The 26,262-nt window shown below is 74.5% G+C and carries 22 protein-coding genes and 3 tRNA genes; 16 read left to right on the plus strand and 9 right to left on the minus strand.

The window, feature by feature from the left end:
- Nucleotides 1-139 precede the first annotated feature (139 nt).
- The gene (locus ACZ514_RS19980; protein ID WP_468699668.1) at nucleotides 140-997 is read left to right on the plus strand and encodes a fumarylacetoacetate hydrolase family protein; all 858 of its coding nucleotides are present in this window, start codon (nucleotides 140-142) and stop codon (nucleotides 995-997) included.
- A 93-nt stretch (nucleotides 998-1,090) separates the two neighbouring features.
- Here ACZ514_RS19980 and ACZ514_RS19985 read toward each other — a convergent pair whose 3' ends face one another.
- Both ACZ514_RS19985 and ACZ514_RS19990 read right to left on the minus strand, forming a co-directional pair.
- Nucleotides 1,091-2,356, minus strand: a complete 1,266-nt coding sequence (locus ACZ514_RS19985) for an ALF repeat-containing protein (protein WP_469125278.1) — start codon at nucleotides 2,354-2,356, stop codon at nucleotides 1,091-1,093.
- 96 nt (nucleotides 2,357-2,452) lie between these two features.
- A complete protein-coding gene (locus ACZ514_RS19990) occupies nucleotides 2,453-3,574 on the minus strand; it encodes a Gfo/Idh/MocA family oxidoreductase (protein ID WP_469125279.1) in 1,122 nt (373 codons plus the stop codon).
- Between the two features lie 55 nt (nucleotides 3,575-3,629).
- Here ACZ514_RS19990 and ACZ514_RS19995 point away from each other — a divergent pair, with 55 nt between their 5' ends.
- From ACZ514_RS19995 to ACZ514_RS20015, 5 genes are all read left to right on the plus strand, one after another.
- Nucleotides 3,630-4,742, plus strand: coding sequence for an ROK family transcriptional regulator (locus ACZ514_RS19995; protein WP_469125280.1), 1,113 nt, complete (start codon nucleotides 3,630-3,632; stop codon nucleotides 4,740-4,742).
- 607 nt (nucleotides 4,743-5,349) lie between these two features.
- Nucleotides 5,350-6,129, plus strand: a complete 780-nt coding sequence (locus ACZ514_RS20000) for a hypothetical protein (protein WP_468171907.1) — start codon at nucleotides 5,350-5,352, stop codon at nucleotides 6,127-6,129.
- Between the two features lie 185 nt (nucleotides 6,130-6,314).
- Nucleotides 6,315-7,094: an HAD-IIA family hydrolase gene (locus ACZ514_RS20005; protein ID WP_468171910.1), complete on the plus strand. Its 780-nt coding sequence runs from the start codon at nucleotides 6,315-6,317 to the stop codon at nucleotides 7,092-7,094.
- Nucleotides 7,095-7,200: 106 nt separating this feature from the next.
- Nucleotides 7,201-7,806: a hypothetical protein gene (locus tag ACZ514_RS20010; protein WP_468171913.1), complete on the plus strand. Its 606-nt coding sequence runs from the start codon at nucleotides 7,201-7,203 to the stop codon at nucleotides 7,804-7,806.
- A complete protein-coding gene (locus ACZ514_RS20015) occupies nucleotides 7,803-8,468 on the plus strand; it encodes a class F sortase (protein WP_468171916.1) in 666 nt (221 codons plus the stop codon). The genes ACZ514_RS20010 and ACZ514_RS20015 overlap by 4 nt, the downstream gene beginning before the upstream one ends.
- A gap of 143 nt (nucleotides 8,469-8,611) precedes the next feature.
- On the opposite strand, the gene ACZ514_RS20020 is transcribed toward ACZ514_RS20015, so the two are convergent.
- Nucleotides 8,612-8,685, minus strand: a tRNA-Lys gene (locus tag ACZ514_RS20020).
- Nucleotides 8,686-8,912: 227 nt separating this feature from the next.
- Between ACZ514_RS20020 and ACZ514_RS20025 the strand changes: the two genes are divergently transcribed.
- From ACZ514_RS20025 to ACZ514_RS20045, 5 genes are all read left to right on the plus strand, one after another.
- The gene (locus tag ACZ514_RS20025; protein WP_469125329.1) at nucleotides 8,913-10,355 is read left to right on the plus strand and encodes a peptidoglycan-binding protein; all 1,443 of its coding nucleotides are present in this window, start codon (nucleotides 8,913-8,915) and stop codon (nucleotides 10,353-10,355) included.
- An 11-nt stretch (nucleotides 10,356-10,366) separates the two neighbouring features.
- Nucleotides 10,367-12,445, plus strand: a complete 2,079-nt coding sequence (locus tag ACZ514_RS20030; protein WP_469125281.1) for an SPFH domain-containing protein — start codon at nucleotides 10,367-10,369, stop codon at nucleotides 12,443-12,445.
- A 401-nt stretch (nucleotides 12,446-12,846) separates the two neighbouring features.
- The gene (locus ACZ514_RS20035) at nucleotides 12,847-13,512 is read left to right on the plus strand and encodes a lytic polysaccharide monooxygenase auxiliary activity family 9 protein (RefSeq protein WP_468171922.1); all 666 of its coding nucleotides are present in this window, start codon (nucleotides 12,847-12,849) and stop codon (nucleotides 13,510-13,512) included.
- A gap of 26 nt (nucleotides 13,513-13,538) precedes the next feature.
- Nucleotides 13,539-15,245: an AMP-binding protein gene (locus tag ACZ514_RS20040; protein ID WP_469125282.1), complete on the plus strand. Its 1,707-nt coding sequence runs from the start codon at nucleotides 13,539-13,541 to the stop codon at nucleotides 15,243-15,245.
- A 76-nt stretch (nucleotides 15,246-15,321) separates the two neighbouring features.
- Nucleotides 15,322-15,395: transfer RNA gene (locus ACZ514_RS20045), tRNA-Lys, on the plus strand.
- Nucleotides 15,396-15,530: 135 nt separating this feature from the next.
- Here the strand turns inward: ACZ514_RS20045 and ACZ514_RS20050 are convergent.
- Nucleotides 15,531-16,289: an IclR family transcriptional regulator gene (locus tag ACZ514_RS20050; protein WP_388946303.1), complete on the minus strand. Its 759-nt coding sequence runs from the start codon at nucleotides 16,287-16,289 to the stop codon at nucleotides 15,531-15,533.
- Nucleotides 16,290-16,552: 263 nt separating this feature from the next.
- Between ACZ514_RS20050 and ACZ514_RS20055 the strand changes: the two genes are divergently transcribed.
- Together ACZ514_RS20055 and ACZ514_RS20060 are read left to right on the plus strand one after the other, a co-directional pair.
- Entirely contained in the window at nucleotides 16,553-17,716 is a 1,164-nt protein-coding gene (locus ACZ514_RS20055; protein WP_469125283.1) for an LLM class flavin-dependent oxidoreductase, read from the plus strand.
- Nucleotides 17,717-17,981: 265 nt separating this feature from the next.
- Nucleotides 17,982-19,679, plus strand: coding sequence for a glycosyl hydrolase family 18 protein (locus tag ACZ514_RS20060; RefSeq protein ID WP_468171931.1), 1,698 nt, complete (start codon nucleotides 17,982-17,984; stop codon nucleotides 19,677-19,679).
- An 87-nt stretch (nucleotides 19,680-19,766) separates the two neighbouring features.
- Here the strand turns inward: ACZ514_RS20060 and ACZ514_RS20065 are convergent, their stop codons facing one another.
- Nucleotides 19,767-21,599 carry a putative bifunctional diguanylate cyclase/phosphodiesterase gene (locus ACZ514_RS20065; RefSeq protein WP_468171934.1) on the minus strand — a complete coding sequence of 611 codons (1,833 nt, stop codon included), beginning with the start codon at nucleotides 21,597-21,599 and terminating at the stop codon, nucleotides 19,767-19,769.
- Between the two features lie 369 nt (nucleotides 21,600-21,968).
- Between ACZ514_RS20065 and ACZ514_RS20070 the strand changes: the two genes are divergently transcribed.
- The gene (locus ACZ514_RS20070; protein ID WP_468171937.1) at nucleotides 21,969-23,207 is read left to right on the plus strand and encodes a M6 family metalloprotease domain-containing protein; all 1,239 of its coding nucleotides are present in this window, start codon (nucleotides 21,969-21,971) and stop codon (nucleotides 23,205-23,207) included.
- Nucleotides 23,208-23,322: 115 nt separating this feature from the next.
- On the opposite strand, the gene ACZ514_RS20075 is transcribed toward ACZ514_RS20070, so the two are convergent.
- The 4 genes from ACZ514_RS20075 to ACZ514_RS20090 form a co-directional block, all read right to left on the minus strand.
- A tRNA-Lys gene (locus ACZ514_RS20075) sits at nucleotides 23,323-23,396 on the minus strand.
- Nucleotides 23,387-23,980: a bifunctional DNA primase/polymerase gene (locus ACZ514_RS20080; RefSeq protein ID WP_468171940.1), complete on the minus strand. Its 594-nt coding sequence runs from the start codon at nucleotides 23,978-23,980 to the stop codon at nucleotides 23,387-23,389. The genes ACZ514_RS20075 and ACZ514_RS20080 overlap by 10 nt, the downstream gene beginning before the upstream one ends.
- 179 nt (nucleotides 23,981-24,159) lie before the next feature.
- Nucleotides 24,160-24,507: a hypothetical protein gene (locus ACZ514_RS20085; RefSeq protein ID WP_469125284.1), complete on the minus strand. Its 348-nt coding sequence runs from the start codon at nucleotides 24,505-24,507 to the stop codon at nucleotides 24,160-24,162.
- A 73-nt stretch (nucleotides 24,508-24,580) separates the two neighbouring features.
- Nucleotides 24,581-25,138 (minus strand): NADPH-dependent FMN reductase, encoded by a 558-nt coding sequence (locus ACZ514_RS20090; protein ID WP_468171946.1) that lies wholly within the window; start codon nucleotides 25,136-25,138, stop codon nucleotides 24,581-24,583.
- A 135-nt stretch (nucleotides 25,139-25,273) separates the two neighbouring features.
- Here ACZ514_RS20090 and ACZ514_RS20095 point away from each other — a divergent pair, with 135 nt between their 5' ends.
- Together ACZ514_RS20095 and ACZ514_RS20100 are read left to right on the plus strand one after the other, a co-directional pair.
- Nucleotides 25,274-25,768, plus strand: a complete 495-nt coding sequence (locus ACZ514_RS20095; RefSeq protein WP_468171949.1) for a MarR family winged helix-turn-helix transcriptional regulator — start codon at nucleotides 25,274-25,276, stop codon at nucleotides 25,766-25,768.
- Between the two features lie 68 nt (nucleotides 25,769-25,836).
- Nucleotides 25,837-26,253, plus strand: a complete 417-nt coding sequence (locus ACZ514_RS20100) for a GNAT family N-acetyltransferase (RefSeq protein WP_468171952.1) — start codon at nucleotides 25,837-25,839, stop codon at nucleotides 26,251-26,253.
- Nucleotides 26,254-26,262: the final 9 nt, after the last annotated feature.

A 26,262-nucleotide genomic window follows, 5' to 3' on the forward strand; every position in this document is an offset into this window, starting at 1 on the left:
AGGGTCTTGCGGATCGGTCGGACATCTTGGAGGATCAGCCAATCCTCCGATGGCCGCAACCCATCGGCCGGCCCGTGCCGTGCGCCCGCTCCACCGGCACGCCCACGGGCCGACCACCCACGACCACGGGAGAATGCCCATGAAGCTGCTGCGTGTCGGACCCGTCGGGTCGGAGCGCCCCGCGCTCCTCGACCAGGACGGCACCCTGCGGGACCTGTCCGGTCTGATCACGGATGTGGACGGCGCCCTGCTGTCCGACGAGTCCGTGCTGTCCCGGGTACGGGACGCCGCGGCGGGCGGCGAGCTGCCGGTCCTGGACGCCGAGGGGCTGAGGATCGGCTCCCCGGTCGGCCGGATCGGCAAGATCGTGGGCATCGGGCTGAACTACTTCGGGCACGCGGCCGAGATCGGCGCGGAGCCGCCGGCCGAGCCGATCCTGTTCCTGAAGGCCGCGGACACCGTGGTGGGCCCCGACGACACCGTGCTCATCCCGCGCGGCAGCGTGAAGACCGACTGGGAGGCCGAGCTCGGCGTCGTCATCGGCAGCACCGCCCGCTACCTGGGCTCCGCCGCCGAGGGCCTCGCGCACGTCGGCGGCTACACGCTGGTCAACGACGTGTCGGAGCGCGAGTTCCAGATCGAGCGCGGCGGGACCTGGGACAAGGGCAAGAACTGCGAGACCTTCACCCCGCTCGGCCCCTGGCTGGTCACGGCCGACGAGGTCCCCGACCCGCAGGTCCTGGACGTCAGGCTGTGGGTCAACGGCGAGCTGAGGCAGGAGGGCAACACCTCGGACCAGATCTTCCCGGTCGGCGAGGTCGTGCGGTACCTGAGCCAGTTCATGACCCTGTACCCCGGTGACGTCATCGTCACCGGCACCCCGGCCGGTGTGGCCATGGGGCAGCCGGAGCCGAAGCCGTACCTGCGGGCCGGTGACGTCGTGGAGCTGGAGATCGAGAAGCTGGGTCGGCAGCGCCAGGAGTTCAAGAGCGCGTAGGGCGCTCGGAGCGCGTACGGCGTGCGTGCGGGGAGGGGCGGGCTGCCGGTGGCGGTCCGCCCCTCCCCGTGCCCCTGTGCGTGACGGTCCCGCTCAGCTCCCGGCCGAGGCGCGTCGGCGACGGTTGGCGACCACGAGGCCGGCGCCCGCGGCGAGCGCGGCGGCGCCGGTGCCGGCGATCCACGTCTGCGAACCGGCACCCGTGCTGGCGAGCGAGCCGGAGCCGGAGCCGCCCGCCGGGGTGACGTCGCCGTTGCCGGCGGTGCCCTTGGCGGCCGCCGGATGGACCCCGCCGGTGGTGGCGGTGCCGCTGCCGGTGCCCGCGCTGCCCGTGTTGGCCGAGCCTCCGGTGGTGCCGGTGCTGCCTGTGGTGCCGGTGTGGCCGGAAGCCTGGTCCTTGGCCCGGGCCACGTGCCGGCCGGTCTTCAGGAACGCGGCACGGTCCTCGGGGGTGCCCTTGAGGGCGGCGAGAGCGGCCTTCTTCAGCTCCGGGCCGGCACCGTTCACCATCTTCGAGATGGCGACCTGGTTGTCGTCGTCGCGCAGCGCGTGCTGACCGTTCTTCACGAACTCGCGCAGCTGCTCTGGGGTCGCGTTGTTCTCGAGGAGCTTGATGATCCCCTCCTTCAGGCCCGGCCCGGCGCCGTTCAGCATCGAGAAGAGCGCGACCCGGTCGTCCACGGCGCGGATCTTGTGCTGGCCGGTGGCGACGAACTCGCGGATCTGCTCGCGCGTGCCGTTGCTCAGCAGGTCGTTGACGGCCTGGGTGATGCCCCGGCCGGCGCCGTTCAGCATGCGCAGCATCTCGACGCGGTCGTCCTCGAGGCGGGCCGCGTGCTGGCCCTCCCGCAGGAACGCGGTGAACGCCGCCTGCGTTTCCTTGCGCAGTGCCTCGACCGCGGCGGCCTTCACGGCCTTCCCGCCGGCGTGGTGGATCTGGGAGATCCGGACGTAGTCGTCGTCGTACTGCTGCAGTGCCCACTCGACCGTCAGGAAGTGCCGCAGGGCGGCGGCGTCGCCCTCGAGCGCCTTCGCGGCCGCCGCACGGACGCCGGGTCCGCTCGCCGGGTCCTTCAGGATCCCCTCGATCCGGGCCCGGTCCTTCGCCGCCTCCGGGCCCTCGGACGGGCCTTCGGACGGGCCCTCGGACGGGCTCTTCGCCGGCGTCGCCGCCTGGGGTTCCGCGGGCTTCGCAGGCTTCGCGGCCTGCGGTTCCTGGTCGGGCGCGGCCGGCGACGACGGGGCGGCCGACGAGGCGTCAGCGGCGAAGGCGGGCGAGGCGAGCAGAACGGCCGGGGCGATCGCGGCGGTTGCCACGACGGACGCGATCCGGGGCAGCTTCACAGGCAGGGTTTCCATTCTTCACATGTGTGATGATCGGCGGCCTGTGCAGGATAGATCGCAATTCGGTGCTCAATGCATCGATTTTCCGACAAAGGGCCATCGGGCCGGACGTCACATTTCCACGGTCACCCCGTCGCGGGAGGACCTGCGGGCCGCCTCCAGCACCGCCAGGCAGCGCGCCGCCTCCTCGGCCGTCACCGGCGCCGGACCGCCCGTGCGCAGGGCCGCCGCGACCGCCGCGTAGTAGGCGGGGTAGTCGCCCGGGGCCGTCGGCACCGGGAGCCCACCGCCCGTCAGCGGTGACTCGCCGGAACCCAGCCGCCCCCACAGGTGCTCCGGCTCCTCCCCCCACGGCTGCCCCCCGGCGCCCGGCCGCAGCCCCTCGCGCAGGGCGGCCTCCTGGGGGTCCAGGCCGTACTTGACGTAGCCCGCGCGCGAGCCGAGTACGCGGAACCGCGGGCCGAGCTGGGCCGCGGTCGCGCTGACGTAGAGGTGGGAGCGGACCCCGTTGGCGTGCGTGAGCGCGATGAAGGTGTCGTCGTCGGCCTCGGCGTCCGGGCGGCGCACGTCGGTCTCCGCGTAGACGCGTACCGCCGGGCCGAACAGGACCAGCGCCTGGTCCACGACGTGGCTGCCGAGGTCGTACAGCAGGCCGCCGATCTCCTCCGGGGCTCCCGACTCGCGCCAGCCGCCCTTGAGCTGCGGGCGCCAGCGCTCGTAGCGGGACTCGAAGCGCTGCACCTCGCCGAGTTCGCCGCCGGCGAGGAGGCGGCGCACGGTGAGGAAGTCGTTGTCCCAGCGGCGGTTCTGGAAGACGGAGAGGAAGGTGCCGGTGCGCTCCGCGAGGGCGGCCAGTTCGTACGCCTCGGCGGCGGTGGCGGCGAGCGGCTTGTCCACGACCACGGGGATGCCGGCGGTCAGGGCTGCCGTGGCGAGGGGGACGTGGGTCTTGTTGGGGGAGGCGACGACGACCAGGTCCGGGGCGTCGGGCCGCTGCCACAGCTCGTCGGCGGAGGCGGCGATGCGGACGTCCGGGTAGGCCTCGCGGGCCTGGGCCTGCCGTCCGGGGTCGGAGGTGACGACCGTGTCGAGGAGGAGGCCTTCGGTCGCGGACACGAGCGGGGCGTGGAAGACGGAGCCGGCGAGTCCGTAGCCGATGACCGCGACGCGCAGCGGGGCGGCGGGGGAGGAAGGGGAGGCGGAGGAGGCGGGGGAGGCGGGGGAGGCGTTCATGGGACCACTTTGGCAACAGCGTTGCGTAAGTGCAAGGAGGGTGGACAATGGCGGGGTGAACAGGGGTGACGGGGACGGCGAGAGCGGCCACGCCGGCGGCGGCGGGCGAACCGGGGTGAACCTGCCCGCGCTGCGCGGGCACAACGAGGCGCTGCTGCTGGACCTGCTGCGCGCCGCCGGGACGCCGGGGCTGGGCCGGGCGGAACTCGCCGCCCGGACGGGGCTCACCCCCCAGGCCGTCAGCAAGATCACCGCCCGGCTGGCGGCGGAGGGCCTGGTGGCCGAGGCCGGACGCGGCGCCTCCACCGGCGGCAAACCGCGCACGCTGCTGCGGCTGGTGCCCGGCGCCCGGCACGCGGTGGGGATCCACCTGGACCGCGACGAGCTGAGCGGCGTCCGGGTCGACCTGGCGGGCGGCGTCGTCGCGCGGTGGAACGGGCCGCTCGACTTCGGCGCCGGCCCCGAACCGGTGGTGGACTCGGTCGTACGAGCCGTCGCGCGCGTGTCCGGTGAGCCGGGAGCGGCACCGCCGCTGCTCGGGGTGGGTGTCGCCGCGCCGGGCCCGCTGGACTGGCGCGGCGGAGTGCTCGGGAGGGTGACGGGGTTCCCGGACTGGGCGGGGTACCCGTTGCGGGAGGTATTGGCGGGGCGGCTGGGGTTGCCCGTGGTGCTGGACAAGGACACCAACGCCGGGGTCGCGGCGGGGGCTCCGGGCGGGCCCGGCTCGGGCACCTCCGTGTACCTCCACGTCGGCACCGGGCTCGGGGCGGGGCTCCGGCTGGACGGGGCGGTCCACCGGGGCGCGCGCTCGGCGGCGGGGGAGTTCGGCCACCAGGTGCTGCGGCTGGACGGCCCGCCCTGCCGGTGCGGGGGGCGCGGCTGCCTCGAGGCGCTCTGCCTGGCGGCGGTGGCCCGCGGCGACCTGGCGGAGGCGGCGCGGATCCTGGGGGAGGGCGCGGCGAACCTGGCCGCGCTGCTGGACGTGGACCGGATCATGCTCGGCGGGCGCGTGGTGGACGCGGACCCGGAGCCCTTCGTGGACGGCGTCCGTGCGGCGCTGGCGTCCCGCGCCCTGCTGGAGCACGCGCCGTCGGTCGCGCGCGCCCCGGCCGGGGTCGCGGAGGGCGCGGCGGCCCTGGTCCGGGGCCGCGTCTTCGGCTGGACCTGACCGGGACGCCGCCGCCCTGGCCGGCCGGGCGCGGGGCGGCCGGCTCCGCCGGGCCTCCCGGCTGCTGCTCCGGGCTCCGCCGGGCCTCCCGGCTGCTGCTCCGGGCTCCGCCGGGCCTCCCGGCTGCTGCTCCGGGTTGCGCCGGGATTCCCTGGGCTTCGCCCGGAGCCCAGGGCCATGTGGGCCCCGGGCTGTGCCGGGCGTCCCGGCGGCTGTGCCCGGACCCTCGGGCTGTCCGGGCTCCCCGCGCGCCGCCCTCCGCGGTGGCGCACGCCCCCGGTGGCGTCTCCCGGCGGGTTTCCGGCCCGGGGCACTGGGGCGGCTCCCCCTTGGGTCTGCGGCCGGGCGGCACAGGGGGCCGCGCCCGTCCCCGAGTCGCGCCGCGTCCCGCGTGGCGTGACCTGCCGTGCTCCCCGGGCGGCGGCGCCTCCCTGGCGCGCCCCCAGCCCTGGCCCGTTTGACCCGGGCCGCCGTACGGGCGTAAACCGGGGGTGCTCGGGCGTGGGGTGGGATGTGGGTCGCGCGGGCGTGGCAGGGTGCGGGAGGGCCGGGGTGATTGTCGCCTCGTCCGATCATCGTTCCGTCCGGCGAGCAGCGAAGGTCCGCCATGAGACTGCGCAACGCCCTTGCCCTCACCGCCCTCCTCCTGGCCCTCAACACCGCGACCGCCGCTGCCGACGTCGGCAACGGCGGCGGTGCCCGCCCCGCCCCCGCGCTGCCCTCCCGCGCGCACGCCACCTGCGGCGACGGCAAGGCCGGCGCCTTCCCCATCGGGGCGCGGATCCGGGGTGGGCCGGCGGTCTACCGGGCCGGTGCCGGGCCGCAGACCTGGCTGCTCGACCTGACCAACACCACCAGCGGCACCTGTTCGGCCATCCATCCCGTGGTCGTCTTCACCGACGCCGCCCGGGCGCTGCGCCCCGCCCACCTCCGGATGGAGTTCGAGGCCCCCGGCGGCCCCTTCCCCGTCACGCTGGAGCGCTCCGACCGCGACGAGATCATCGCCGTGTTCGACGGCGGGCACGGCGGGCACGGCGGGCACAGCGGCGGCAACGCGGGGAACGGCGGCAGCCGGTTCGCCGGGTTCTCCGTGCCGGCCGGCGGTTCCGCCACCGTCAAGGTGCGGCTGGCCTTCGCCCCCGACGCCCCCCTGGGTGAGGTCGTCGCCGACGCGGCGCTGGTCCAGCGCGAGGCCGACGACGGCGAGTGGGTCGGGGAGGCGGGCGGGTACCGCTTCTCCGTGGCGGGGCCGCAGGATCCGGCCGAGGCGGGTTCGCTCGCCCACACCGGGCCCCGCGAGTGGGCCTACGGCTCCGCGGCCGTCGCCGCCGTCGCCGCCGGGGGCGGCCTGCTGCTCGGTGCCCGGCGGCTCCGGGCCTCCGCCTAGCGGCGCCGCCGGCCGGCCCGAGGGGGTCGGCACCTCACCCCGCCGCACGGGGCGGCGTACACCGCTGAACGCCCCGCCCCGTCCGGGCCGTGGACGCCCTCCCCCTCCGCGGCCCCGCACCGCTAGGGTGGTTCAGACCAGAGGCCCCCCGAGGTCAGAGGCCCCGCAGAGCGGAGAGACGTCCCGTGGCAGAGCGCAAGCCGATCGAATCCTGGCTGACCGACATGGACGGAGTCCTCATCCACGAGGGCACCCCGATCCCCGGCGCGGATGCCTTCATCAAGCGGCTGCGCGAGTCCGGCAAGCCCTTCCTGGTGCTGACCAACAACTCCATCTACACCCCGCGCGACCTCCAGGCCCGGCTCAGCCGGATGGGTCTGGACGTGCCCGTCGAGAACATCTGGACCTCGGCGCTCGCCACCGCGAAGTTCCTCGACGACCAGCGCCCGGGCGGCACCGCGTACGTCATCGGCGAGGCGGGCCTGACCACCGCCCTGCACGACATCGGCTACATCCTGACCGACCACGAGCCCGACTACGTGGTCCTGGGCGAGACGCGCACGTACAGCTTCGAGGCCATGACCAAGGCCGTCCGGCTCATCAACGGCGGTGCCCGCTTCATCTGCACCAACCCCGACGAGACGGGCCCCTCCACCGAGGGCCCGCTCCCGGCCACGGGTGCGGTCGCCGCGCTGATCACCAAGGCGACCGGCAAGAAGCCGTACTTCGCCGGCAAGCCCAACCCCCTGATGATGCGTACGGGTCTCAACGCCATCGGGGCCCACTCCGAGACCAGCGCGATGATCGGCGACCGCATGGACACCGACGTGCTGGCCGGCCTGGAGGCGGGCATGCAGACCTTCCTCGTGCTGACCGGTCTCACCACGGTCGAGGACACGGAGAAGTTCCCGTACCGGCCGACCAAGACGGTCGATTCCATCGCCGATCTCGTCGACCTGGTGTAGCCGGTCGCGCGGCAGCGCGTACGGCTGACACGTACGGGCCAAGAGAGCGCCGCTCCGGATGCGGAGCGGCGCACGGCGCGTGAGGCTCCTTGTGAGGAGGTTCACCATGCGCTGTTCTCTGATCGCTCTGCGTGTCGCAGGGGCCGCCGTCGCCCTGACGGCATTCACCGCAGTGACCGCCCCCGCCGCCCTCGCGAACGAGTGGGACCGCGGCGGCGTCTCGGCGGAACCGAACCCTGCCGCACCGGGAGCGCACGTCAAGATCCGCGTGCTGGGCTGTCACGGTGACCGGGGTGTGGCCCGTTCCCCCGTCTTCGTGTCGGACGTGCGCCTCTCCTCGCGCCACGGGGACGGCCGCACCCTCTGGGGCGAGGCCGCCGTCCGCTCCCACGCCGACCCGGGCTGGCACGAGATCCGCGTCAAGTGCGAGGGCGCCGACGGCCTGCGGGGTTCCATCGAGATCCGCCACCGCGACCACCACCACCGCCCCGACCCGCACCGTTCGCCGGTCTGGCCGGTGCACGCGGGCGGCGGCGGGATGTCCGCCGAGGTCGCCGGGGCCACCCGGCCGGTGACGGCCGCGAAGAAGAGCCACGGCGGCGAGGGCCCCGGGCTGCCCCACACCGTGATCGGCGCCGTTCTCGCCGCCGCCGCCACCCTGGCGGTCGCGGGCAGGGCCATCACCCTGCGACGTCGCCGCAACGGCGGATGAGCGAGCCCAGGGCCTCCGCCGGCGGCCGGCTGCTGACCTTCGCCGCCTGGACGGTGCTGGTCATGGGGCTGTGGTTGTGGGGCAAGGAGATCACCGGGGTGCCGCCCGTTCCGGCCGCCGACCAGGCCGGCGCGCAGCCGGGGCCGGCCCTCCCGGCCGCGCGGCCCCCGTTGCCCGGGGCGATGCCCGCGCGGGTCGACGTACCGGCCCTGGGGGTCCGGGCACCGGTGATCGCCCGGGGTCTGGACGCGCAGGGGGCGATCGATCCGCCGCCGTACGAACTCCCGGGCACGGTGGGCTGGTGGGGCGCGGGCCCGGCGCCCGGTGCGGTGGGGGCCGCGCTGATGGTGGGGCACGTGGACACGAAGTCGAAGCCGGCGGTGTTCTACGGCCTGAGCTCCCTCAAGCCGGGCCAGAAGATCCGCGTGGAGCGGGCGGACGGCACGGTCGCCGAGTTCACCGTGGAGGACGTACGCGTCTTCGAGCGCGCGGGCTTCGACCCGCACGAGGCGTACGGGCCCCGGGTCGGGGGCCGCGCCGAGCTGAGGCTCGTGACCTGTGGCGGGAACTACGACAAGGCGGCCGGGCAGTACGCGGCGAACGTGGTGGTCTCGGCGTACCTCACGGGCGCGGGGGCGAAGCCGGCCGCGGCGTCGGTCTAGCGGTTCGTCCGGGTCAGCCGGGCCGCCGCCCCGCCCCCAGCCCCCCGGCAGCCGCCGACCCCAGCGCCCGGCCGCCGGCCGGGCCCACGGCAGAACGAAGAAGACCCCCGCGGCTTTCGCCACGGGGGTCTTCTTCTCGTCTGTGCGCCGCCAGGGACTCGAACCCCGGACCCGCTGATTAAGAGTCAGCTGCTCTAACCAACTGAGCTAGCGGCGCTTGCTGACAGGCAAAACTCTACCCCACCTGGAGAGGTACTCGTGACCGGCCGCGCCCGTTCTGTCCGATTAACCCATGTTTAGGGTGTTTGTCGTGCACGATATGTCTGGTCGAGCCGAATCTGATGCCCCGACAGATGCGTGCCCGGCCGACCAGTGGACGAGCAGGGGAGTGGACGGAACCGCATGACGACGCAGCCTCCGGTGCATGTGCACATGCCGACGCCGATGACGATGCCGGTCTTCGAGGAGTACGAGCCCGCCGGCGACTGTGTGTGCCCCGGGTGCGCGCAGCGGCGCCGCACCCTCGCGCGCGGGCGGGCCATAGCGCTGCGGGACGGCGGACACCCGGCCGCGCGCGGGGCCCGCCGGGCGCTGGTACTGGCGACCGCGGCCGGTGTGGTGCTGGGCGGCGGGTCGGCGGCGCCGGCCGCCGCCAAGCCGGTGCCGGGCCCGGGGCCGGTGGCCCTGGACGACCGGGACGGAGCGGACGGTCCGGGCACCCCGCAGGGCGACCGGGCCCCGCTGCACGGACGCCCGGCCCCCGGCCCGGGCCCGCGCCCCCCGTCCCCGTCGGCGGGGCGGCCGGGCGCGCCGCCCGCGGTGCGGGCCATCGACCGGGCCACGATCATCAACCGGGCGAAGACCTGGCTGGACGCCCAGGTCCCGTACAGCATGACCGCGTACTGGTCGGACGGCTACCGGCAGGACTGCTCGGGGTACGTCTCCATGGCCTGGAACCTGGGTACGAACGAGTGGACCGGCAGCCTCGACTCCTTCGCCACGAAGATCACGAAGGAGGAGCTGCTGCCGGGGGACATGCTGCTCTTCCACAACCCGGCGGACCCCAACAACGGCTCGCACGTCGTCATCTTCGGCGGCTGGGTCGACGAGACGCGCACGCACTACGTCGCGTACGAGCAGACCCGCCCGGCGACGCGGAAGCTGGCCACGCCGTACGGGTACTGGAAGAACTCCGAGAAGTACCTGCCGTACCGGTACAACGGCGTGACCACCGGCGTCCTCCCGGACCCGCCGGTGCCGGACGCGCAGGTGCCCGGTTCCCCCGTACCGGGCTCCCCCGTACCGGGCGCCCCGCCGGCGGGCACGGCAGCCTTCCCCGGCGCGGCCAAGTTCGGCCCGGGCGCGGACAACGAGTACGTCGCCGAACTCGGCAAGATGCTGATCGGGCGCGGCGCCCTGCGCTTCTACCCCAAGGGGCCGAGCTCGAAGTGGAGCGACGCCGACCGGCAGGCCACGCGGGCCTTCCAGGAGGCGCAGGGCTGGACGGGCGCCGACGCCGACGGCATCCCCGGCGAGCACACCTGGCGGCTGCTGGTCCAGCGCAAGGGCAAGGACATCCCGCCGACGGGACGGACGACGGCGCCCGGCGCGGTGAAGCCGGCCGTGGCCCTGCCCGGTCCGAGCGGGGTGCCCGCCTACCCGGGGCCCGGGGTCTTCCGCCCGGGGCAGTCCCATCCGGCTGTCCTCGCCCTCGGCCGCCGGCTGGCGGCGAAGGGCTTCGGCAAGCACTACACGTCCGGCCCGGGCCCGCGCTGGAGCGAGGCCGACCGCCGCAACGTCGAGGCCTTCCAGCGCGCCCAGGGCTGGCGCGGCGCCTCGGCCGACGGCTATCCGGGCCCGGAAACCTGGCGCCGGCTGTTCGCATGACGGAGGCAACGATGTACCCCACCCACACCACGTTCACCACGGGAACCTTCCGGATCCCCGCGCTGCCCGCAGCCCCCGCCGGCGCCACCGCCCACGCCCAGGGTCCCGCCGGCCCGCTGCCGTCCCGGGCGCCGGCCGTCGCGCCGGCCGTGGACCCGGCCGCCGGGCCCCGTCCCGAGCCGGTCGCCGCGTACCGCGGGTCATGGACGCCGCGGCCCCCGACGGCGGAACCCGCCCCCGCCCCGGTCGTCACCCCGGCCCCGGCCGCCGCCGCGCCCCCGGCCGGGCCGGGGCCGCAGACACCGTCCCGGGCCGGGGTTCCGGAGCCGGGCGGCTTCCGGGACCGGCCCGCCGCGCAGGCCGGCCCCGAGCCGACGGCCCGGGGCGCGCACCCCGACGGCCCCGCCCCCGGGCGGGCCGTCCAGCCGTTCGGAGCCACCCGGTTCGCGTCGGGGGTCGCCGCGGTCCGTCCGGCCGGGCCGGAGCCCCTGGCCGTGGCCCCGGCGGCGGAACCCGCCTCCGCGACCGGCGGTACGGCCTTCCCCGCGGCCCCCGCGACCTGCACTCCGGCCCCCCGCGCCGCCGAGCCGGCCGACGCGACGGCCCCCCGCGCCGCCGAGCCGGACCCGGTCCCGGCCGGGCCCGCGCACCCCGGCCCGGCCCCGTTGGCCCTGGCGGGGTCCCCGGCCGCCGCCCCCGACCCGGCGCCGGGGGTCTTCCCCGGCGCCGCCCGGGGCTACGCCCCCGAAGCGGAACCCGCCCGGCCGGGGCTCCCGCACCCGGCCGACGCCGAAGCCGACGCCGCCGACGCCAAGACCGAAGCCGAAGCCGAAGCCGACGCCGAAGCCGAAGCCGAGCCCGCCCGGCCGGGGCCGCCCCGGGGTGATGTGCCCGCCGCCCGGAGCCAGGCCGGGGCGGACACCGCCCCCGGCATCCCGCACCCCGCCCCCGAGCCCCCGCACGGCGTTCCCGGCCCCGGGCCCGCGGAGATCGCCGCGCGGGCCGTCGCACGCGGGATGCGCACCGAGGACCCCGCCCCGCGCGGCCTCCCGCACCACCCGCGCGGCACCGCCGTCACGGAGGTTCCGCTGCACCTCCCGTTCCGCCCGCGGCCGCAGCCCCCCGGGCCCGCGGCCGCCGCCCCCGCCGCCCCCGCCGCGCGGAAGCCGGCCGCCGGCCGCCGCGTCCCCCGGGGCGACGACCGGCTCCGGGAGCACCGCGGGCCGGTACTGCCCGGCTGGATCGCGGTGGCCGTCGGCGGCCTCGCCCTCCTCGGATGCGCGGCCGTGCTGTGGCGGGCCGGGGTGGTTCCGGCCACCGTGGTCGCCGCCTTCGGGGCCCCTCCCCGCCCCTACCGGGGGCTGCACGCCACGCACTGGCCCCCGCTCGCCTTCCTCGGCATCGTCACCCTCCTCGCGCTCGGCGGCCTGGGCCGCGCCAAAGCGGGTCACGCCTGGGTGCTCACCCTCTTCGGACGCTACCGGGGCACGGTCCGGCGTACCGGCCTGACCTGGATCAGCCCCCTCCTGCTGCGCCGGCGCGTCGACGTCCGGCTGCGGCACTGGCGCAGCGAGCCGATGCCCGCCGTGGACGCGGGCGGGCTCGCCCTCCAGGTGGTCGTGCAGGTCGTCTGGCAGGTCAAGGACACCGCCCGGGCCACGCTCGCCGTCGAGGACCACACCGAGTACCTGGCCGAGCAGGTCGAGTCGGCGATGGCCCGGGTGCTGTCGCAGCTGCCCGCCGACGCCTTCCACGAGGACGCCCCGACGCTGCGCGACGCCGAGGCCGTCGGCGACGCGCTGACCCGGATGGTGGCGGCCGAAACCGAGGCGGTCGGGATCGAGGTGTTCTCGGCCCAGCCGACCCGGATCGAGTACGCCCCCGAGGTCGCGGAGGCCATGCGCCGGCGCCGGGTCGCCGCGATCGACGCCAAGCACCGGGACACGGTGCTGACCTCGGTGGTCGACGCCGTGGACGACACCGTCCACCGGCTGACCTCGCGCGGGATCGTGGAGCTCGACGACTACGAGCGCAAGGCCCTGGTGAAGGACCTCACCGTCGCCTTCTACACCGGGCGGTCCGACCAGTAACAGCCGTCACGGGGGTTCCGCGAGCGAACGGGTGGCCGGTGAGGACCGGACCACCCGTTCGCTCATTGGTATAGACATGGCCAACTGCCGTCCATACCCTGGGACTTGGTCTAGACCTAGAGCGGCCGACCGGCTCCCCCCGGTCGGCCCGGCACCTCCGTTAGCCGCACCGGCCCCACGATCCCCGCACCTCGAACCAGCCTCACCAGCCCCGCCAGCTCCCATCAGCCCCACCAGATCTCACCAGCCCCGCCAGCTCCCATCAGCCCCACCCGGCGGCCGGCCCCACCGGCCGCAGGATCCCCGCTCCGGCCGGCCCGCCAGGGCCGATCCCCGCACGTGCGCATCCCCACGCGCGCGCATCCCTCGCCGGATTCCCCCCCCCACGCCCAAGGAGCACCATGCGTTCCTTCCGCATGCCCTCATGGCCCGTACGCCCCTCAGACCCCTCCCACCCCTCGCGCCCGTCCCGCCCCGCGCGGGCAGCCGCCGCCGCCACGCTCGGCCTCGGGCTCCTCGCCGGGATCGCCCTGCTCGGCGCCCCCAGCGCCAGCGGCCACGGCTACACCGACACCCCCATCAGCCGCCAGAAGCTCTGCGCCAACAGGACGGTCTCCGACTGCGGCCCCATCCAGTGGGAGCCGCAGAGCGTCGAGGGGTACAAGGGCTTCCCCGCGGCCGGTCCCGCCGACGGGAAGATATGCGCCGGCGGGCACGCCGAGTTCGCCCAGCTCGACGACCCGCGCGGCGGCAACTGGCCCGCGACGCGGGTGAACTCCGGCCAGCCCTTCGACTTCCGCTGGCAGTTCACTGCCAACCACTCCACCACCGACTTCCGGTACTACGTCACCCGGAACGGCTGGGACCCGGCCAAGCCCCTCACCCGGGCCGCCCTCGACCCGCAGCCCTTCCTCGTCGTCCCGTACAACGGCGGCCGCCCGGACATGACGACCATCCACCGCGGCTCCATGCCGGCGGGCAAGACGGGACGGCACGTGATCCTGGCCGTCTGGACCGTCAACGACACCCCGATGGCCTTCTACGCCTGCTCCGACGTTCAGTTCTGACGCTACGTCAGCTACGCTCCGGCGGCATGCGGACCACCACGCCGTCCGGCGCCGGCGAGACCGTCGCGGAACTCGTCGCGCGCCAGTGGGGCGACCACCGGCCCGGGCTGATGTACGGGGCCGGCGCGTCCGGCGGCGCCGGGCCCACCGTCCTCAGCCGCCACCGGACCGCCCAGGAGTCCGCGGCCCGCGCCGCGCTCCTCGCCGACCTGCTGCCGCCCGGGGCGGAGCCGCACGTGGGGGTGCTGCTCGACAACACCCCCGAGTTCCCCTTCTGGCTCGGCGCGGCGGCCCTGGCGGGAGCCGCCGTCGCCGGGATCAACCCCACCCGGCGCGGCCCCGAGCTGGCCCGCGACATCCTGCACACCGACTGCCGGATCCTCGTCACCGAGCCCTCCCACCTCCCGCTGCTGCGCGGCCTCGACCTGCCCGGCGTACGGCTCCTCGTCACGGGCACCGAGGAGTACGGGGCCCTGCTCGCCCCGTACGCCGCCGCGGGGCCCGGCGGCCCGACGGTGCGCGCCGGGGCGCCCGGCCCCGGCACCCGGCTGCTCCTCTACTTCACCTCCGGCTCGACCGGCGCCCCCAAGGCCGCCGTCTGCAGCCAGGGCCGCCTCGCGGCCGCCGGCGGATCGCTGGCCCGGCACTTCTCGGTCACCGCGGACGACGTCCACTACATCTGCATGCCGCTCTTCCACGGCAACGCCGTCATCGCCGACTGGCTGCCCGCCCTCGCCGCCGGCGCCCCGGTGGCACTGCGCCGCCGCTTCTCGGCCTCCGCGTTCCTGGCCGACGTCCGGGCCTACGGGGCGACGTACTTCACCTACGTCGGCCGGGCCGTCCAGTACCTGCTGGCCACCGAGCCCCGCCCCGACGACCGGGAGCACCGGCTGCGCCTGGGCTTCGGCACCGAGGCGGGGGCGGTGGACGCGGCCCGTTTCGCCGAGCGGTTCGGGGTCCGGCTGGTGGAGGGGTACGGGGCCACCGAGGGCGGCGCCTCGCTCCAGCGCGGCCCCGGCACCCCGGAGGGCGCGCTGGGCCGGGCGGCCCCGGGGGACGACCTGGCCGTCGTGGACCCGGAGACGGGCCGCGAGTGCCCGCCCGCGGTCCTGGACGGCCGGGGCCGGCTGCTCAACGGGGACGAGGCCATCGGCGAACTCGTCAACCGCGGCGGCGGCCTCTTCGAGGGCTACTGGCGCAACCCCGGCGCCGAGGCGGCCCGCACCCGGCACGGCTGGTACTGGACCGGTGACCTGTTCTTCCGGGACCCGGAGGGGTTCCTCTACTTCGCGGGCCGCGCCGACGACCGGCTGCGGGTCGACAGCGAGAACCTGGCCGCGGCGGTGATCGAGAACGTCCTGGCCCGCTGGGAGGCGGCGGCCGGTGTCGCCGTGTACGCGGTCCCGGACGAGGTCGCGGGGGACCAGGTGATGGCCGCCCTGGCCCTGCGGGAGGGCGCGGCCTTCGATCCGGAGGCCTTCGGCGCCTTCCTGGCCGCGCAGCCGGACCTCGGTACGAAGATGGCCCCGCGCTACGTACGGATCCTCGACGCGCTGCCCGTCACGGCCACGAACAAGATCCACCGGGTCGCCCTGCGCCGGGCCGGCTTCCTCGGCCCCGGCCCGGTCTGGCACCGGTCCGGCGGTGCGTACCGCCCGCTCGGTGGGGAGGAGCTGGCCGCGCTGCTGGCGGCGTACGAGGCGCAGGGCCGCCGGGAGCTGCTGGACCGCTGAGGGGCTCGCCGGGCGGGCCTGCGGTTACTGGTTTGGAGCACCCCTGGGGAGCAGGTAGTATTTTCTCTGTCAGCAGGCGCCGCTAGCTCAGTTGGTTAGAGCAGCTGACTCTTAATCAGCGGGTCCGGGGTTCGAGTCCCTGGCGGCGCACCTGATCTTCGGGCGGTTTCCGGTTCACCGGGAACCGCCCGAAGTGTTTCCGGGCCGCCGCGGTGCGCTTTCGGGAGCCGCAGGGTGTTCGGGGCGGAGGGCGGGGCCCGCGCCCGGCCTTCTTCCGCGGGGTCCTCAGAGGGTGAGCGACAGCAGCAGCGGCGCGGCCTTGCGGTTCAGGGTGTCGGCCGCGGCGCGCAGCCGGTGGGCGTGCTCGACCGGCATGGACAGGGCCAGGCAGCCCACCGCGGCACCGGCCGTGATCGGGACCGCCGCGCAGACCGTGCCCACCGCGTACTCCTGGAGGTCCAGGACGGGGACGGTGGCGGGCTGGGAGTCCAGCTTCGAGAACAGGATCCGCTCGTTCACGATCGTCTTCGAGGTGAGCCGGGCGATCTTGTGGCGGGACAGGTGGTCGCGCCGCCCGTTCTGGTCGAGCTGGGTCAGCAGGCACTTGCCGACCGCGCTGGCGTGCGCCGCCGAGCGGAAGTCCACCCACTCGTGCACCTTGGGCGTGCGCGGGCTGTCCGCGAACTGGGTGATGCGGACCTCGCCGTCCACGTAGCGGCTGATGTAGACGGCCGCGCCGACGGAGTCCCGCAGCTTGTCGAGGGTGTCCTGGAGCTTTTCCTGGAGGGCCTGCTGGCGGCCGAGGCCGGAGCCGAGCAGGACGAGGGAGTCACCTATGGCGTAGGCGCCGTCGGAGACCTGGAGGACGTATCCCTCGCGACGGAGCATGAGGAGCATCGGGGCGAGATGGACCGCGGGCAGGCCGGTCTCACGCGCGATCTGCACGTCGGTCACACCGCCGGTGTGCCGCGAGATCGTTTCGAGCACGCGCAGGGCGTACTGCACCGAGTGGAACGGCGCGGTCGGCTCGGGCTTCAGCGCCACGGTTTCCCCCTACCAGGTTGTTACCGCTTGCTCTACCACGATAGCCACCAAGAGGCCCACGTGGAGCGTGTGTTGAGGAGATTGATGGCTTAATCAAGTCGTCCGGCCTGGAACTACTCATGAGGCATATGCCACTGGCATGGGCATGCCCCGGTCTGCCGGGAATGCCCGGCGCGCACTTCCCGTTCGAGTTCTTCGTACGAACGCCGTACGAGGCGTACGGGGCGCCGCGGGCGCACGAGCGGAACGGGACGGGAGCGACCATGAGCGACACCGGGGACGCGGGCCGGGGCACGGACGGGTCGGCGGAAGGCAAGCCTCCGCGGGGGGACCGGGCCCGGGACCGCGGGCACGACCCGATCCGCGGGACCGCCCGGGGCGATGCGCCGGTGCCGCTGTCGGTGCTCGACCTGGTCACCGTGGGCAGCGGGTCCACCGCCCACGCGTCCCTGCGCACCAGCGTCGGGATCGCCCGGCAGGCCGAGGCCCGGGGCTACCACCGCCACTGGGTCGCCGAGCACCATTCCATGCCCGGGGTCGCCAGCTCCTCCCCGGCCGTGATCCTGGCCCACCTCGCCGCCCACACCTCGCGGATCCGCCTCGGCTCGGGCGGGGTGATGCTGCCCAACCACGCCCCGCTCGCCGTGGCCGAGCAGTTCGGCACCCTGGAGGCCTTCGCCCCGGGGCGGATCGACCTCGGGCTCGGCCGGGCGCCGGGCACCGACCCCCGCACGGCGGCCGCGCTGCGGGGGCCGGGCCGGCTGGACGAGGCGGCGGACGAGTTCCCCCGGCGGCTCGCGGAGCTGACCCGCTTCCTGGACGACGACTTCCCCGACGGGCACCCGTACGCCCGCGTGCACGCCGTTCCCGGCCCGGTGCAGGGACCCGCCGGGCGCCCCCCGGTCTGGCTGCTGGGCTCGTCCGGCTTCAGCGCCCGGCTCGCGGGGGAGCTGGGCCTCCCCTTCGCCTACGCCCACCACTTCTCCGCGGCCGGCACCCTGCCCGCGCTGGAGCTGTACCGCGAGAGCTTCCGCGCCTCGGCGGTGCTGGACGCCCCGTACGCCCTCATCGGCGTCTCGGCGCTGGCCGCCGACACCGCCGCCGAGGCGCGCGCGCAGGTGCTGACCGGGGCGCTGTCGATGCTCCGCCTGCGCGGCGGGCGGCCCGGGCTGGTCCCGACGCCCGAGGAGGCGGCCGCGTACGGCTTCTCGCCGCTGGAGCGGGAGTTCGTCGACGGCTGGCTCTCGAACGTCGTCCACGGCACCGCGGACGAGGTGCGGGCCGGACTCGACGCGCTGGTGGCGCGGACGGGCGCCGACGAGCTGATGCTGACCGCCAACGCCCATGGCGGAGAGGCCCGGTTGCGCTCGTACGGACTCGTCGCAGATGCGTACGGGATGCCCGCCGGGCCCTCGACGCCCGCCTGAGCGGGGGTGGATCCGGGGGAACGGCATGTGGCTGGTTTGTTGCCGAAGGCTTGCGGGAGCGTGGCCTAAGGGAGCCTTAAACCGCTCGTCACACGGGGTGGCGGGCGGTTTCTGAGGGGTGCGCGGGTCTCTGACGAGGGAATTTGGCCCTTGAGTGGTCTAGTCCTTCTTTGGTCCAAACCATTGACTGGGGTGTCGGGTGATCGCTATCACTTCTCTCACCTACCGCTGTTTTCCTCACCTCCCACCCCCACGGAGGCAGTCCATGCACGTTCGTAAACCCCTCATCGCGGCCGCCGCCACGGCCGCGCTGGCGGCCGGAGCGCTGGCCGGCTTCGCCGGACCCGGCACCGCACAGGCCGCCGACGCCTCCACCACCGCGACGCCCGGCGGTGTGCGGATCGCCTACTACGACCAGTGGAGCGTGTACGGCAACGCCTTCTACCCCAAGCACCTCGACACCCGGGGCATAGCGGGGAAGCTGGACGTCATCAACTACTCGTTCGGCAACATCCACCCCACCGAGCTCACCTGTTTCGAGGCGAACAAGGCGGCCGGCGACGACGCCAACCCCAACGCCGGCGACGGCGCGGGCGACTCGTACGCCGACTACCAGAAGTCCTTCAGCGCGGCCGACAGCGTCAGCGGCGTCGCGGACAAGTGGGACCAGCCGATCGTGGGCGTCTTCAACCAGTTCAAGCAGCTGAAGGCCAAGTACCCCCACCTGAAGGTCAACATCTCCCTCGGCGGATGGACGTACTCGAAGTACTTCAGCGACGCGGCGAAGACCGACGCCTCCCGCAAGAAGCTGGTCTCCTCCTGCATCGACCAGTACATCAAGGGCAACCTGCCCAAGGCCGACGGCTTCGGCGGCCCCGGCACGGCGGCCGGGGTCTTCGACGGCATCGACATCGACTGGGAGTACCCCGGTTCGCCCGACGGCCACCTCGGCAACCACTACGCACCCGAGGACAAGCAGAACTTCACCCTCCTGCTCAAGGAGTTCCGCGAGCAGCTCGACGCCTACGGCCAGGCCAACGGCGGGAAGAAGTTCATGCTGACGGCGGCCCTCCCGGCCGGCCAGGACAAGATCAAGCACATCGAGACGGACAAGATCGGCGCGTACCTCGACTACGCGAACATCATGACGTACGACATGCACGGCGCCTGGGACGGCGACGGGCCGACGTACCACCAGTCCCCGCTGTACTCCCCGGCCGGCGACCCGACCGACGTGATCGCCCCGGGCACCCAGAAGTACAGCATCGACAACGCCATCGACTCCTGGCTCGACGGCAACCCGGCCTACGGCATCGCCGGCGGCTTCCCCGCCAACAAGCTGACCCTGGGCTACGAGTTCTACTACCGCGGCTGGAAGGGCGTCCCCGCCGGCGCGGCGGGCGGCCTCGCCCAGCCCGCCACCGGCGCCTCCCAGGCCCGTCCCACCAGCCAGCAGGCCGGCATCGCCAACTACAAGGAGCTCGGCGGGATCGTCGACAACCCGGCGACCACCTACTGGGACGACCAGGCCAAGGCCTCGTACTTCTACAAGGACGGCGAGTTCTTCACCGGCCTGAACCAGAAGTCGATCCAGGCCCGCGTCGACTACGGCAAGCAGCGCGGCTTGGCCGGCGCGATGATGTACTCCCTGCTCGGCCTGGACAACAACACCACGCTGCTCAACCAGATCTCGGACGCCCTCGGCGCCGCCACCCAGCCGCCGACCACCCCGCCGACCACGCCCCCCACCACCCCGCCGACCACGCCGCCGACGACCCCGCCGACGACGCCCCCGACCACCGGCTGCGGCAGCGTCCCGGCCTACGTCGCGGGCACCGTCTACACCGCCGGCAACGAGGTCTCGCACAACGGCCGCACGTACCGGGCCCAGTGGTGGACGCAGAACGAGGCGCCCGGCACCACCGGTGAATGGGGTGTCTGGAAGGACCTCGGCGCCTGCTGATCTCCCCCCACCCCGCGCCGAGCGCCGGTCCGCCCCGCCCCCTTCCCGGGGGCGGGGCGGTTCCGGTTCCCGGGACGCGGGCGCCGCTCAGGCCTCCGGCGTCCCCGAGGCGAACCGGGCCCCCGGCGGCGGCGCGATCATCTCGGCGATCCGCTCCGGCGCCACGGCGCGGGAGTACAGCCAGCCCTGCCCGGTGTCGCAGCCGACGCGGCGCAGCCGGGCCGCCTGGCCGGCGGTCTCCACGCACTCGGCGGTGACCGTCAGCCCCAGCCGGTGCGCGAGCTGGACGAGGGCCTCCACGATGGTCTCGTCGGCCGGGTTCGGGTGGGTGCCCTCCTCGTAGCGGAAGCCGCGGACGAAGGAGCCGTCCAGCTTCAGCACGGACACCGGGAGCCGGCTCAGGTAGGCGAGGTTCGAGTAGCCGGTCCCGAAGTCGTCGATGGCGATCCGCACGCCCATGTCGCTCAGCGCCTGGAGGGCCTGGAGGGGGCGGCCCGCCGACCCCATCACCGCGGACTCCGTCAGCTCCAGCTGCAGCAGCTGGGGGGCCAGCCCCGTCTCGGCGAGGATCTCCGCGACGTCCCCCACCAGGTCCGAGTCCCAGACCTGGCGCACCGCCACGTTCACCGAGACGAACACCGGCGAGTCGCTGGGCTGTTCGATCTGCCAGCGGCGCGCCTGACGGCACGCCGTGCGCAGCACCCACCGGCCCAGCTGCACGATCGAGCCGTCCTCCTCGGCGATGCCGATGAACCGATTCGGCGTCAGCATCCCGAACTGCGGGTGCCGCCAGCGGACCAGGGCCTCCACCCCGCGCACCACCCCGCTCTCCAGGTCGACCAGCGGCTGGTACTCCAGCTCGAACTCCCCGCGCTCCACGGCCGGGCGCAGGCTGGAGGAGAGGGCCTGACGGGTCATCCGGTGCGCGTTGCGCTCGGGGTCGAAGAGGGTCCAGCGGGCCTTGCCGTCCGCCTTCGCCCAGTAGAGGGTCGTGTCCGCCGCCTGCATCAGCCCCGTCGCCGAGGTGCCGGCCGCGTCCCGCTCGACCACGCCGATCGACGCGGACACCGACAGCCGCTGCCCGGCCAGGTCGAAGGGCTCCTGTACGGCGGCCAGTACGCTGCGCGCCAGGTCGGCGAGCTGCTCGGTGCCGGTGGAGTCCTCGACCAGCAGGGCGAACTCGTCCCCGCCGAGCCGGGCGACGAGGTGGCCGCCCGAGCGGCCGTAGCCGGACTGGTCCGCGCACTGGCTGAGCCGGGCCGCCACGGCGGTCAGCAGCCGGTCGCCGACCCGGTGGCCCAGGGTGTCGTTGACCGCTTTGAAGCCGTCGAGGTCCAGGTAGCACAGGCCGATCCGGCCGGTGCCGCCGGTGCCGTAGGCGGAGGCCTCCAGGGCGGCCGAGAGCCGCTCGAAGAAGAGCGCCCGGTTGGGCAGCCGCGTCACCGGGTCGTGCATCTGGAGGTGCCGCAGCCGGGCTTGGAGGTCGCGCCGGTCGCTGATGTCGGCGACGGACAGCAGGACGTCCTGGGTGCCGGTCACCGGGCCCAGGGTGACCTCGGCCCACAGCGAGTGCCCGTCGGGGTGCTTGAGGCGGCGCGTGCACCGCAGCCGGGCCTGCCGGCCGCGCAGCACCTCCTGGTAGGCCTGCCAGGTACGGGCCTCCGCCGCCAGGTCCACCAGTTCGGCGGCGCACTGCCCGGCGAGGGCGTGCGGCTCGGCTCCCAGGAGGGTGGCCAGGGCCCGGTTGGCGGCGATCACCTCGCCGCCGCGGCCGATGACGGCCATGGCGAGGTGCGCCGCGTCGAAGGCGGCGCGGTAGTCGCGCGGTTCGGGCACGGCAGACACGGTTTGGTGACGCTCCGTAAGGGTCGGTCGGATGCTTTCGGCCGCCGAACCGGTCTCCTCTGAGGTTCCGCTCACCGTTCGCTCCCGCTGTGTTCGTGAGTGTCCGCGCAGGAAAGTGTGCCGATCATAGAGGCTGCCGGGAGCCCCTATCCAGCGGCGTCGCCGTGCGGGGACGGGTCCGTCGCCGTGCTGACGCCTTTCGGGGGGCGTCCTGACGGAGTGTCGGACGGCGGCCGGGTGACCGTTTGCGCGCATCTGTGAGCATCAGGCGGCGTGAGTCGATTGCATGTGATCGATCGTGACGCGCTGTAGTGGCCGCCGTGAACTCCGAGGGTCACCGGCTTGCCGCACCGGTCACTCGTGTGGGGCACCGGAACAGGACATTAGTCAGACAATCGCCTCAAGGTGGATGGGACGGGACGAATCCACCAGCGGGAGGTCGACGTGCGGCGAGAGCAGACACCCGGGGGAGTGGACCGCTCCCGCGCGCGAAGTACGGCCGCGGCCCTGACTTCCATGACGGCGCTCGCCGCCATGTCGCTCGTCGCGGGGCCGGCCGTCGCCGACACCGCCGCCGCGGGGCCCTGCGCGCTGACGCGGACGGCCGCCCACCACTCCCTCGGCGTGGACACCTGGAACGGCTCCTACCCCAAGCCGGAGCGCACGCTCCACGCGGTCATGGTCTTCCTCTCCTTCCCCGGCCACCGCACCGCCGTCACCCCCGCCGAGCTGACGGCCGACTACTTCCCGGCGACCAGCGAGTTCTTCGAGCGCGCCTCCTACGGCCGCTTCCGGCTGGCCCCGCACCCGCAGGAGCAGTGGATCCGGATGCCCCGGCCGGCGACCGCGTACGGGATACAGCGCGACTGGGCCCCCGAGGACCGGGCGGCCTACCTGCGGGACGCGGTCGCGGCCGCCGACCCGCGCGTGGACTTCAGCGCGTACGACGTCGTGTACTTCGTCGCCGACCCGAGCGCCCCCGGTGTGGACTCCGACGCCACCAAGGTCGTCAACTTCGACCGCCCGATCGTGGCGGACGGCACGGAGCTGCGGCGGATCGTCACCGTCTTCGAGCAGCACCCGCCGGACCGCAACGTGCTGGCGCACGAGACCGGGCACGTCTTCGACCTGCCCGACCTCTACCACCGGCCGACGGACGGCAAGGGCGACTGGGACACGTACGTCGGCGACTGGGACGTCATGGGCAGCCAGTTCGGGATGGCGCCGGACCTGTTCGCCTGGCACAAGTGGAAGCTGGGCTGGCTGGACCCCGCCCAGGTGGACTGCGTACGGTCCGGCACCTCCCTGCACACCCTCCAGCCGCTGTCGCAGGCCCCGCCGCCGGGCGGTACGGGCGGCACCCGGCTCGCGGTGGTCCGTACGGGCCCCGGCAGCGCGATCGCGGTCGAGGCGCGCGGCTCCGCCGGGAACGACGGGGACACCTGCACGGAAGGGGTCCTGGTCTACCGGGTCCGCAACGAGGCGTCCTCGGGCGGCGGGCCGATCGAGGTGCTGGACGGCCACCCCCGCACGGAGGCCTGCTGGGACCGCTCGGTCTACCCGCCGCTGGCGGACGCGCCGCTGGAGGTCGGGGAGACCTTCACCGTGCCGGGGGAGCGCATCACCATCGAGGTGGCGGACCGGACCCAGTCGGGCGCCTACACGGTGAAGATCACGACCTGAGGAAGGCCCGCGGCCCGAGGGGAGCCGTTCCCGTCGCCGTGCGGGAGCCGTTCCCGCCGCCGCGCGCACACGAAGAAGGCCCCCGCTCCGAAGAGCGGGGGCCTTCTCCCGTCTGTGCGCCGCCAGGGACTCGAACCCCGGACCCGCTGATTAAGAGTCAGCTGCTCTAACCAACTGAGCTAGCGGCGCCTGCTGACGTCGTAGACATTAGCAGGCGTTTCGGCCGAACCAAAAATCGATACCGGACCCCGGGCCGCGTGCAGGAACGCCCAGAGCAGGGCGTCCGGCCCGGGCAGCCAGGGCCGCCGGGCGTCCGGGGCCACCAGCCACCGCGACGGGCCCGGGGCGGCGGACAGCGGGGGCACCGTGACGGCGTCCCCGTGCCCGTGGCACAGCGGGGCCGGGGCGGCCGGGCCCCACTCCTCCCACGCGAGCAGCGCCGGGAGCCGCTGGGCGGTGCCGGGAGCGGCGAAGAGCAGCATCCGCCCGCGGTGGACGGCGGCCGGCCCCGAGCCGGGCCCCCGCTCCCAGAGCAGGTCGAGCATCCGGCGGCCGAGGACGAGCGGAACGTTGACGACGTCGAACGCGGTCCCGCAGGGCAGCACCGCGGGCGCGCCGGGCCGGGCCCGCCAGGCGGCGAGCGTCTCCTGCGGGCAGGCGGAGGCGGAGGCCAGCCAGGCGGCGCCCGGTGCGGTGACCTGGGTGGCGGGCGCGGTGCGTGCGTCGGGGCCGTCGAGGGCGGGGCAGCCGGCGGCCGTCGTCGAGGTCGTCATATGCCAGGTGTACCCGCCGTAGCGCGGCGGTTCCGCGGAGTTACGCAAAACCGGGACGGGGCGGGCGGTCCTGGGGTATGTTGCGCCGCGCATATGCCGCGCGCCGCAGGGCCCCCGGACCGGCCGCCCCGTTTCCGTGTGGCCCGGCCGGACCGTGCCGGGCCGCACCCCAGGGCGTCCTAGGCGGTGCCCGGGGTGGTGCCGCGCTGGAGGTCCTCGCCGAACTCGATCATCTTGCGGGCGTAGTCCTCGGTCCACTCGGCCATCGCCGCGATGGCCTCCGGCGGGAGCCGGTCGAAGCGCCGGGGATCCGCCAGCTGGGCCGCCGCCATGGCCTGGAACTCCACGGCCCGGTCCTGCGCGGCCCGGAAGGCCAGCGTCAGCTCGGTGGACCGGGTCAGCAGCTCGCGCGGGTCCTCGATCGACTCCAGGTCGAAGAAGTGCTCCGGGTCCGTGACGGCCGCCGAGGGCTCGAAGAGCAGCGGTGCCGGCCGTTGCCTCCGCTCGGTCCGCTCGGGCTCTGCCATGCGTGTCCTCCTGCTGCGCTGCGAACTCCTGGGCCACCCTCCATTGTCCAGCGTCGCGCAAGGGTGCCGTGCGTCAGGCGGCGGCGGGCTCCTTCGCCAGCGCCGCGATGTCGTCCAGCACGCCCGCGACCTCGCCGGCCAGGCCCTCCGGCGCCCCGAAGCCCTCGGCCCCGATCAGCGCGTTGATGCCGGCGACCGCCACCGAGCGCCCGGCGGGCCGCATGCCGAGCTGGGTGAGCACCGGCAGCAGCATCCGGGCGGCCGGGGCGCCGCCGGAGCCGCCCGCGCTGTAGCTGACCAGGCCGACCGGCTTGCCCTGCCACTCGCGGTAGAGGAAGTCGACGGCGTTCTTGAACGGGGCGGTGAACCCGCCGTTGTACATCGGCAGGACGAACACGAACGCGTCGGCGGAGTCGACGAGCGCGCTCCACTCCCGGGTGTGCGGGTGGGCGTAGTTGCCGCTGGAGGCGTACTCCGGCTCGTCCAGGAAGGGCAGGGCGAGCTCCGCGAGGTCCACCGGGACGACCTCGAAGGCGCCGTGCTCGCGGGCCTGGCGGACGACCCACTCGGCGAGGGGCCGTCCGGAGGAGGTCGGACGGGTGGCGGCGGAAAGGACGAGGAGGCGGGTCATGGCTGAACTCCCTTGGTGTGGAGGCGCGGTGTGCGGATCGCAGTCTGGTTGTTGATGTGTCACCCAGGAAAGCCGCTGCTGCGTGATATGTCAACTAGGTAGTTGATGTGTCACCAGACTGGTTAGGCTGGCCCCATGACCGACACGCCCGAGCCGGCCCACCCCCGCTGGCTCACCGAGTCCGAACAGCACGCCTGGTACGCGTGGCGCCGGATGTTCCCCCTGGTCGACGCGCGGATCGCGCGTGACCTCACCGTGGACAGCGCCCTGTCCGAGGCCGACTACGACGTCCTCTCGGTGCTCGGCTCCACGGAGGGCCACCGCATGCGGATCAGCGCCCTCGCGGTGCTGATGCAGTGGTCGCGCAGCCGCCTCTCCCACCAGATCAGCCGGATGCAGGGGCGCGGACTCGTCCGCCGCGAGGAGGTGGCCACCGACGGCCGGGGTGCCGAGGTGGTGCTCACCGCCGAAGGGCTGGACACCATCAACGCGGCGGCCCCGCTGCACGTGGAATCCGTACGGCGGCACCTGATCGACGTCCTCACCCCGGAACAGCTGCGCGCCCTGGCCGACGCCGGCGAAACCCTCCGCCGCCACTTCGGCATCGCCCGCAAGGACAACCCCGGATAGGCGGCGCCCGCACGGCCGCGGCCGATATCCCTTGGCCCGGCCCCGGCGGACGGTGCTTGGATGGCCCGATGGACGGCTACGAGATCTCCACCGACCCGGACCGGCTCGACAACGCGCTGGTGCACCGCTGGCTGTCGCAGGACGCCTACTGGGCCCTCGGCCGCAGCCGCGAGGCCCACGACCGGGCCGTCGGGTCCTCCCTGAACTTCGGCGCGTACGACACCGTTTCGGGCGCCCAGCTCGGCTACGCGCGGATCGTCACCGACCGGGCCACCTTCGCCTGGCTCTGCGACGTGTACGTGGACCCCGGCGCGCGGGGCAAGGGCCTCGGCGGCGCCCTCGTCCAAGCCGTCAAGGCCCACCTGGCCCCGTACGGCCTGCGCCGGATCATGCTGGCCACCGCCGACGCGCACGAGGTCTACGCCCGCGCGGGCTTCGAACCGCTGGCCACCCCCGAGAAGTGGATGGCGTACGGGGAGCAGTAGCCTCCCCGC

Source organism: Streptomyces sp. NPDC034086, from assembly GCF_055575515.1.

Coding starts and splice junctions, on each gene's coding strand:
- ACZ514_RS19980 (WP_468699668.1), top strand. CDS start 140: ATGAAGCTGCTGCGTGTCGGACCCGTCGGGTCGGAGCGCCCCGCGCTC.
- ACZ514_RS19985 (WP_469125278.1), bottom strand. CDS start 2,356: ATGGAAACCCTGCCTGTGAAGCTGCCCCGGATCGCGTCCGTCGTGGCA.
- ACZ514_RS19990 (WP_469125279.1), bottom strand. CDS start 3,574: ATGAACGCCTCCCCCGCCTCCCCCGCCTCCTCCGCCTCCCCTTCCTCC.
- ACZ514_RS20000 (WP_468171907.1), top strand. CDS start 5,350: ATGAGACTGCGCAACGCCCTTGCCCTCACCGCCCTCCTCCTGGCCCTC.
- ACZ514_RS20010 (WP_468171913.1), top strand. CDS start 7,201: ATGCGCTGTTCTCTGATCGCTCTGCGTGTCGCAGGGGCCGCCGTCGCC.
- ACZ514_RS20015 (WP_468171916.1), top strand. CDS start 7,803: ATGAGCGAGCCCAGGGCCTCCGCCGGCGGCCGGCTGCTGACCTTCGCC.
- ACZ514_RS20025 (WP_469125329.1), top strand. CDS start 8,913: ATGACGATGCCGGTCTTCGAGGAGTACGAGCCCGCCGGCGACTGTGTG.
- ACZ514_RS20030 (WP_469125281.1), top strand. CDS start 10,367: ATGTACCCCACCCACACCACGTTCACCACGGGAACCTTCCGGATCCCC.
- ACZ514_RS20035 (WP_468171922.1), top strand. CDS start 12,847: ATGCGTTCCTTCCGCATGCCCTCATGGCCCGTACGCCCCTCAGACCCC.
- ACZ514_RS20040 (WP_469125282.1), top strand. CDS start 13,539: ATGCGGACCACCACGCCGTCCGGCGCCGGCGAGACCGTCGCGGAACTC.
- ACZ514_RS20055 (WP_469125283.1), top strand. CDS start 16,553: ATGAGCGACACCGGGGACGCGGGCCGGGGCACGGACGGGTCGGCGGAA.
- ACZ514_RS20060 (WP_468171931.1), top strand. CDS start 17,982: ATGCACGTTCGTAAACCCCTCATCGCGGCCGCCGCCACGGCCGCGCTG.
- ACZ514_RS20080 (WP_468171940.1), bottom strand. CDS start 23,980: ATGACGACCTCGACGACGGCCGCCGGCTGCCCCGCCCTCGACGGCCCC.
- ACZ514_RS20085 (WP_469125284.1), bottom strand. CDS start 24,507: ATGGCAGAGCCCGAGCGGACCGAGCGGAGGCAACGGCCGGCACCGCTG.
- ACZ514_RS20090 (WP_468171946.1), bottom strand. CDS start 25,138: ATGACCCGCCTCCTCGTCCTTTCCGCCGCCACCCGTCCGACCTCCTCC.
- ACZ514_RS20095 (WP_468171949.1), top strand. CDS start 25,274: ATGACCGACACGCCCGAGCCGGCCCACCCCCGCTGGCTCACCGAGTCC.
- ACZ514_RS20100 (WP_468171952.1), top strand. CDS start 25,837: ATGGACGGCTACGAGATCTCCACCGACCCGGACCGGCTCGACAACGCG.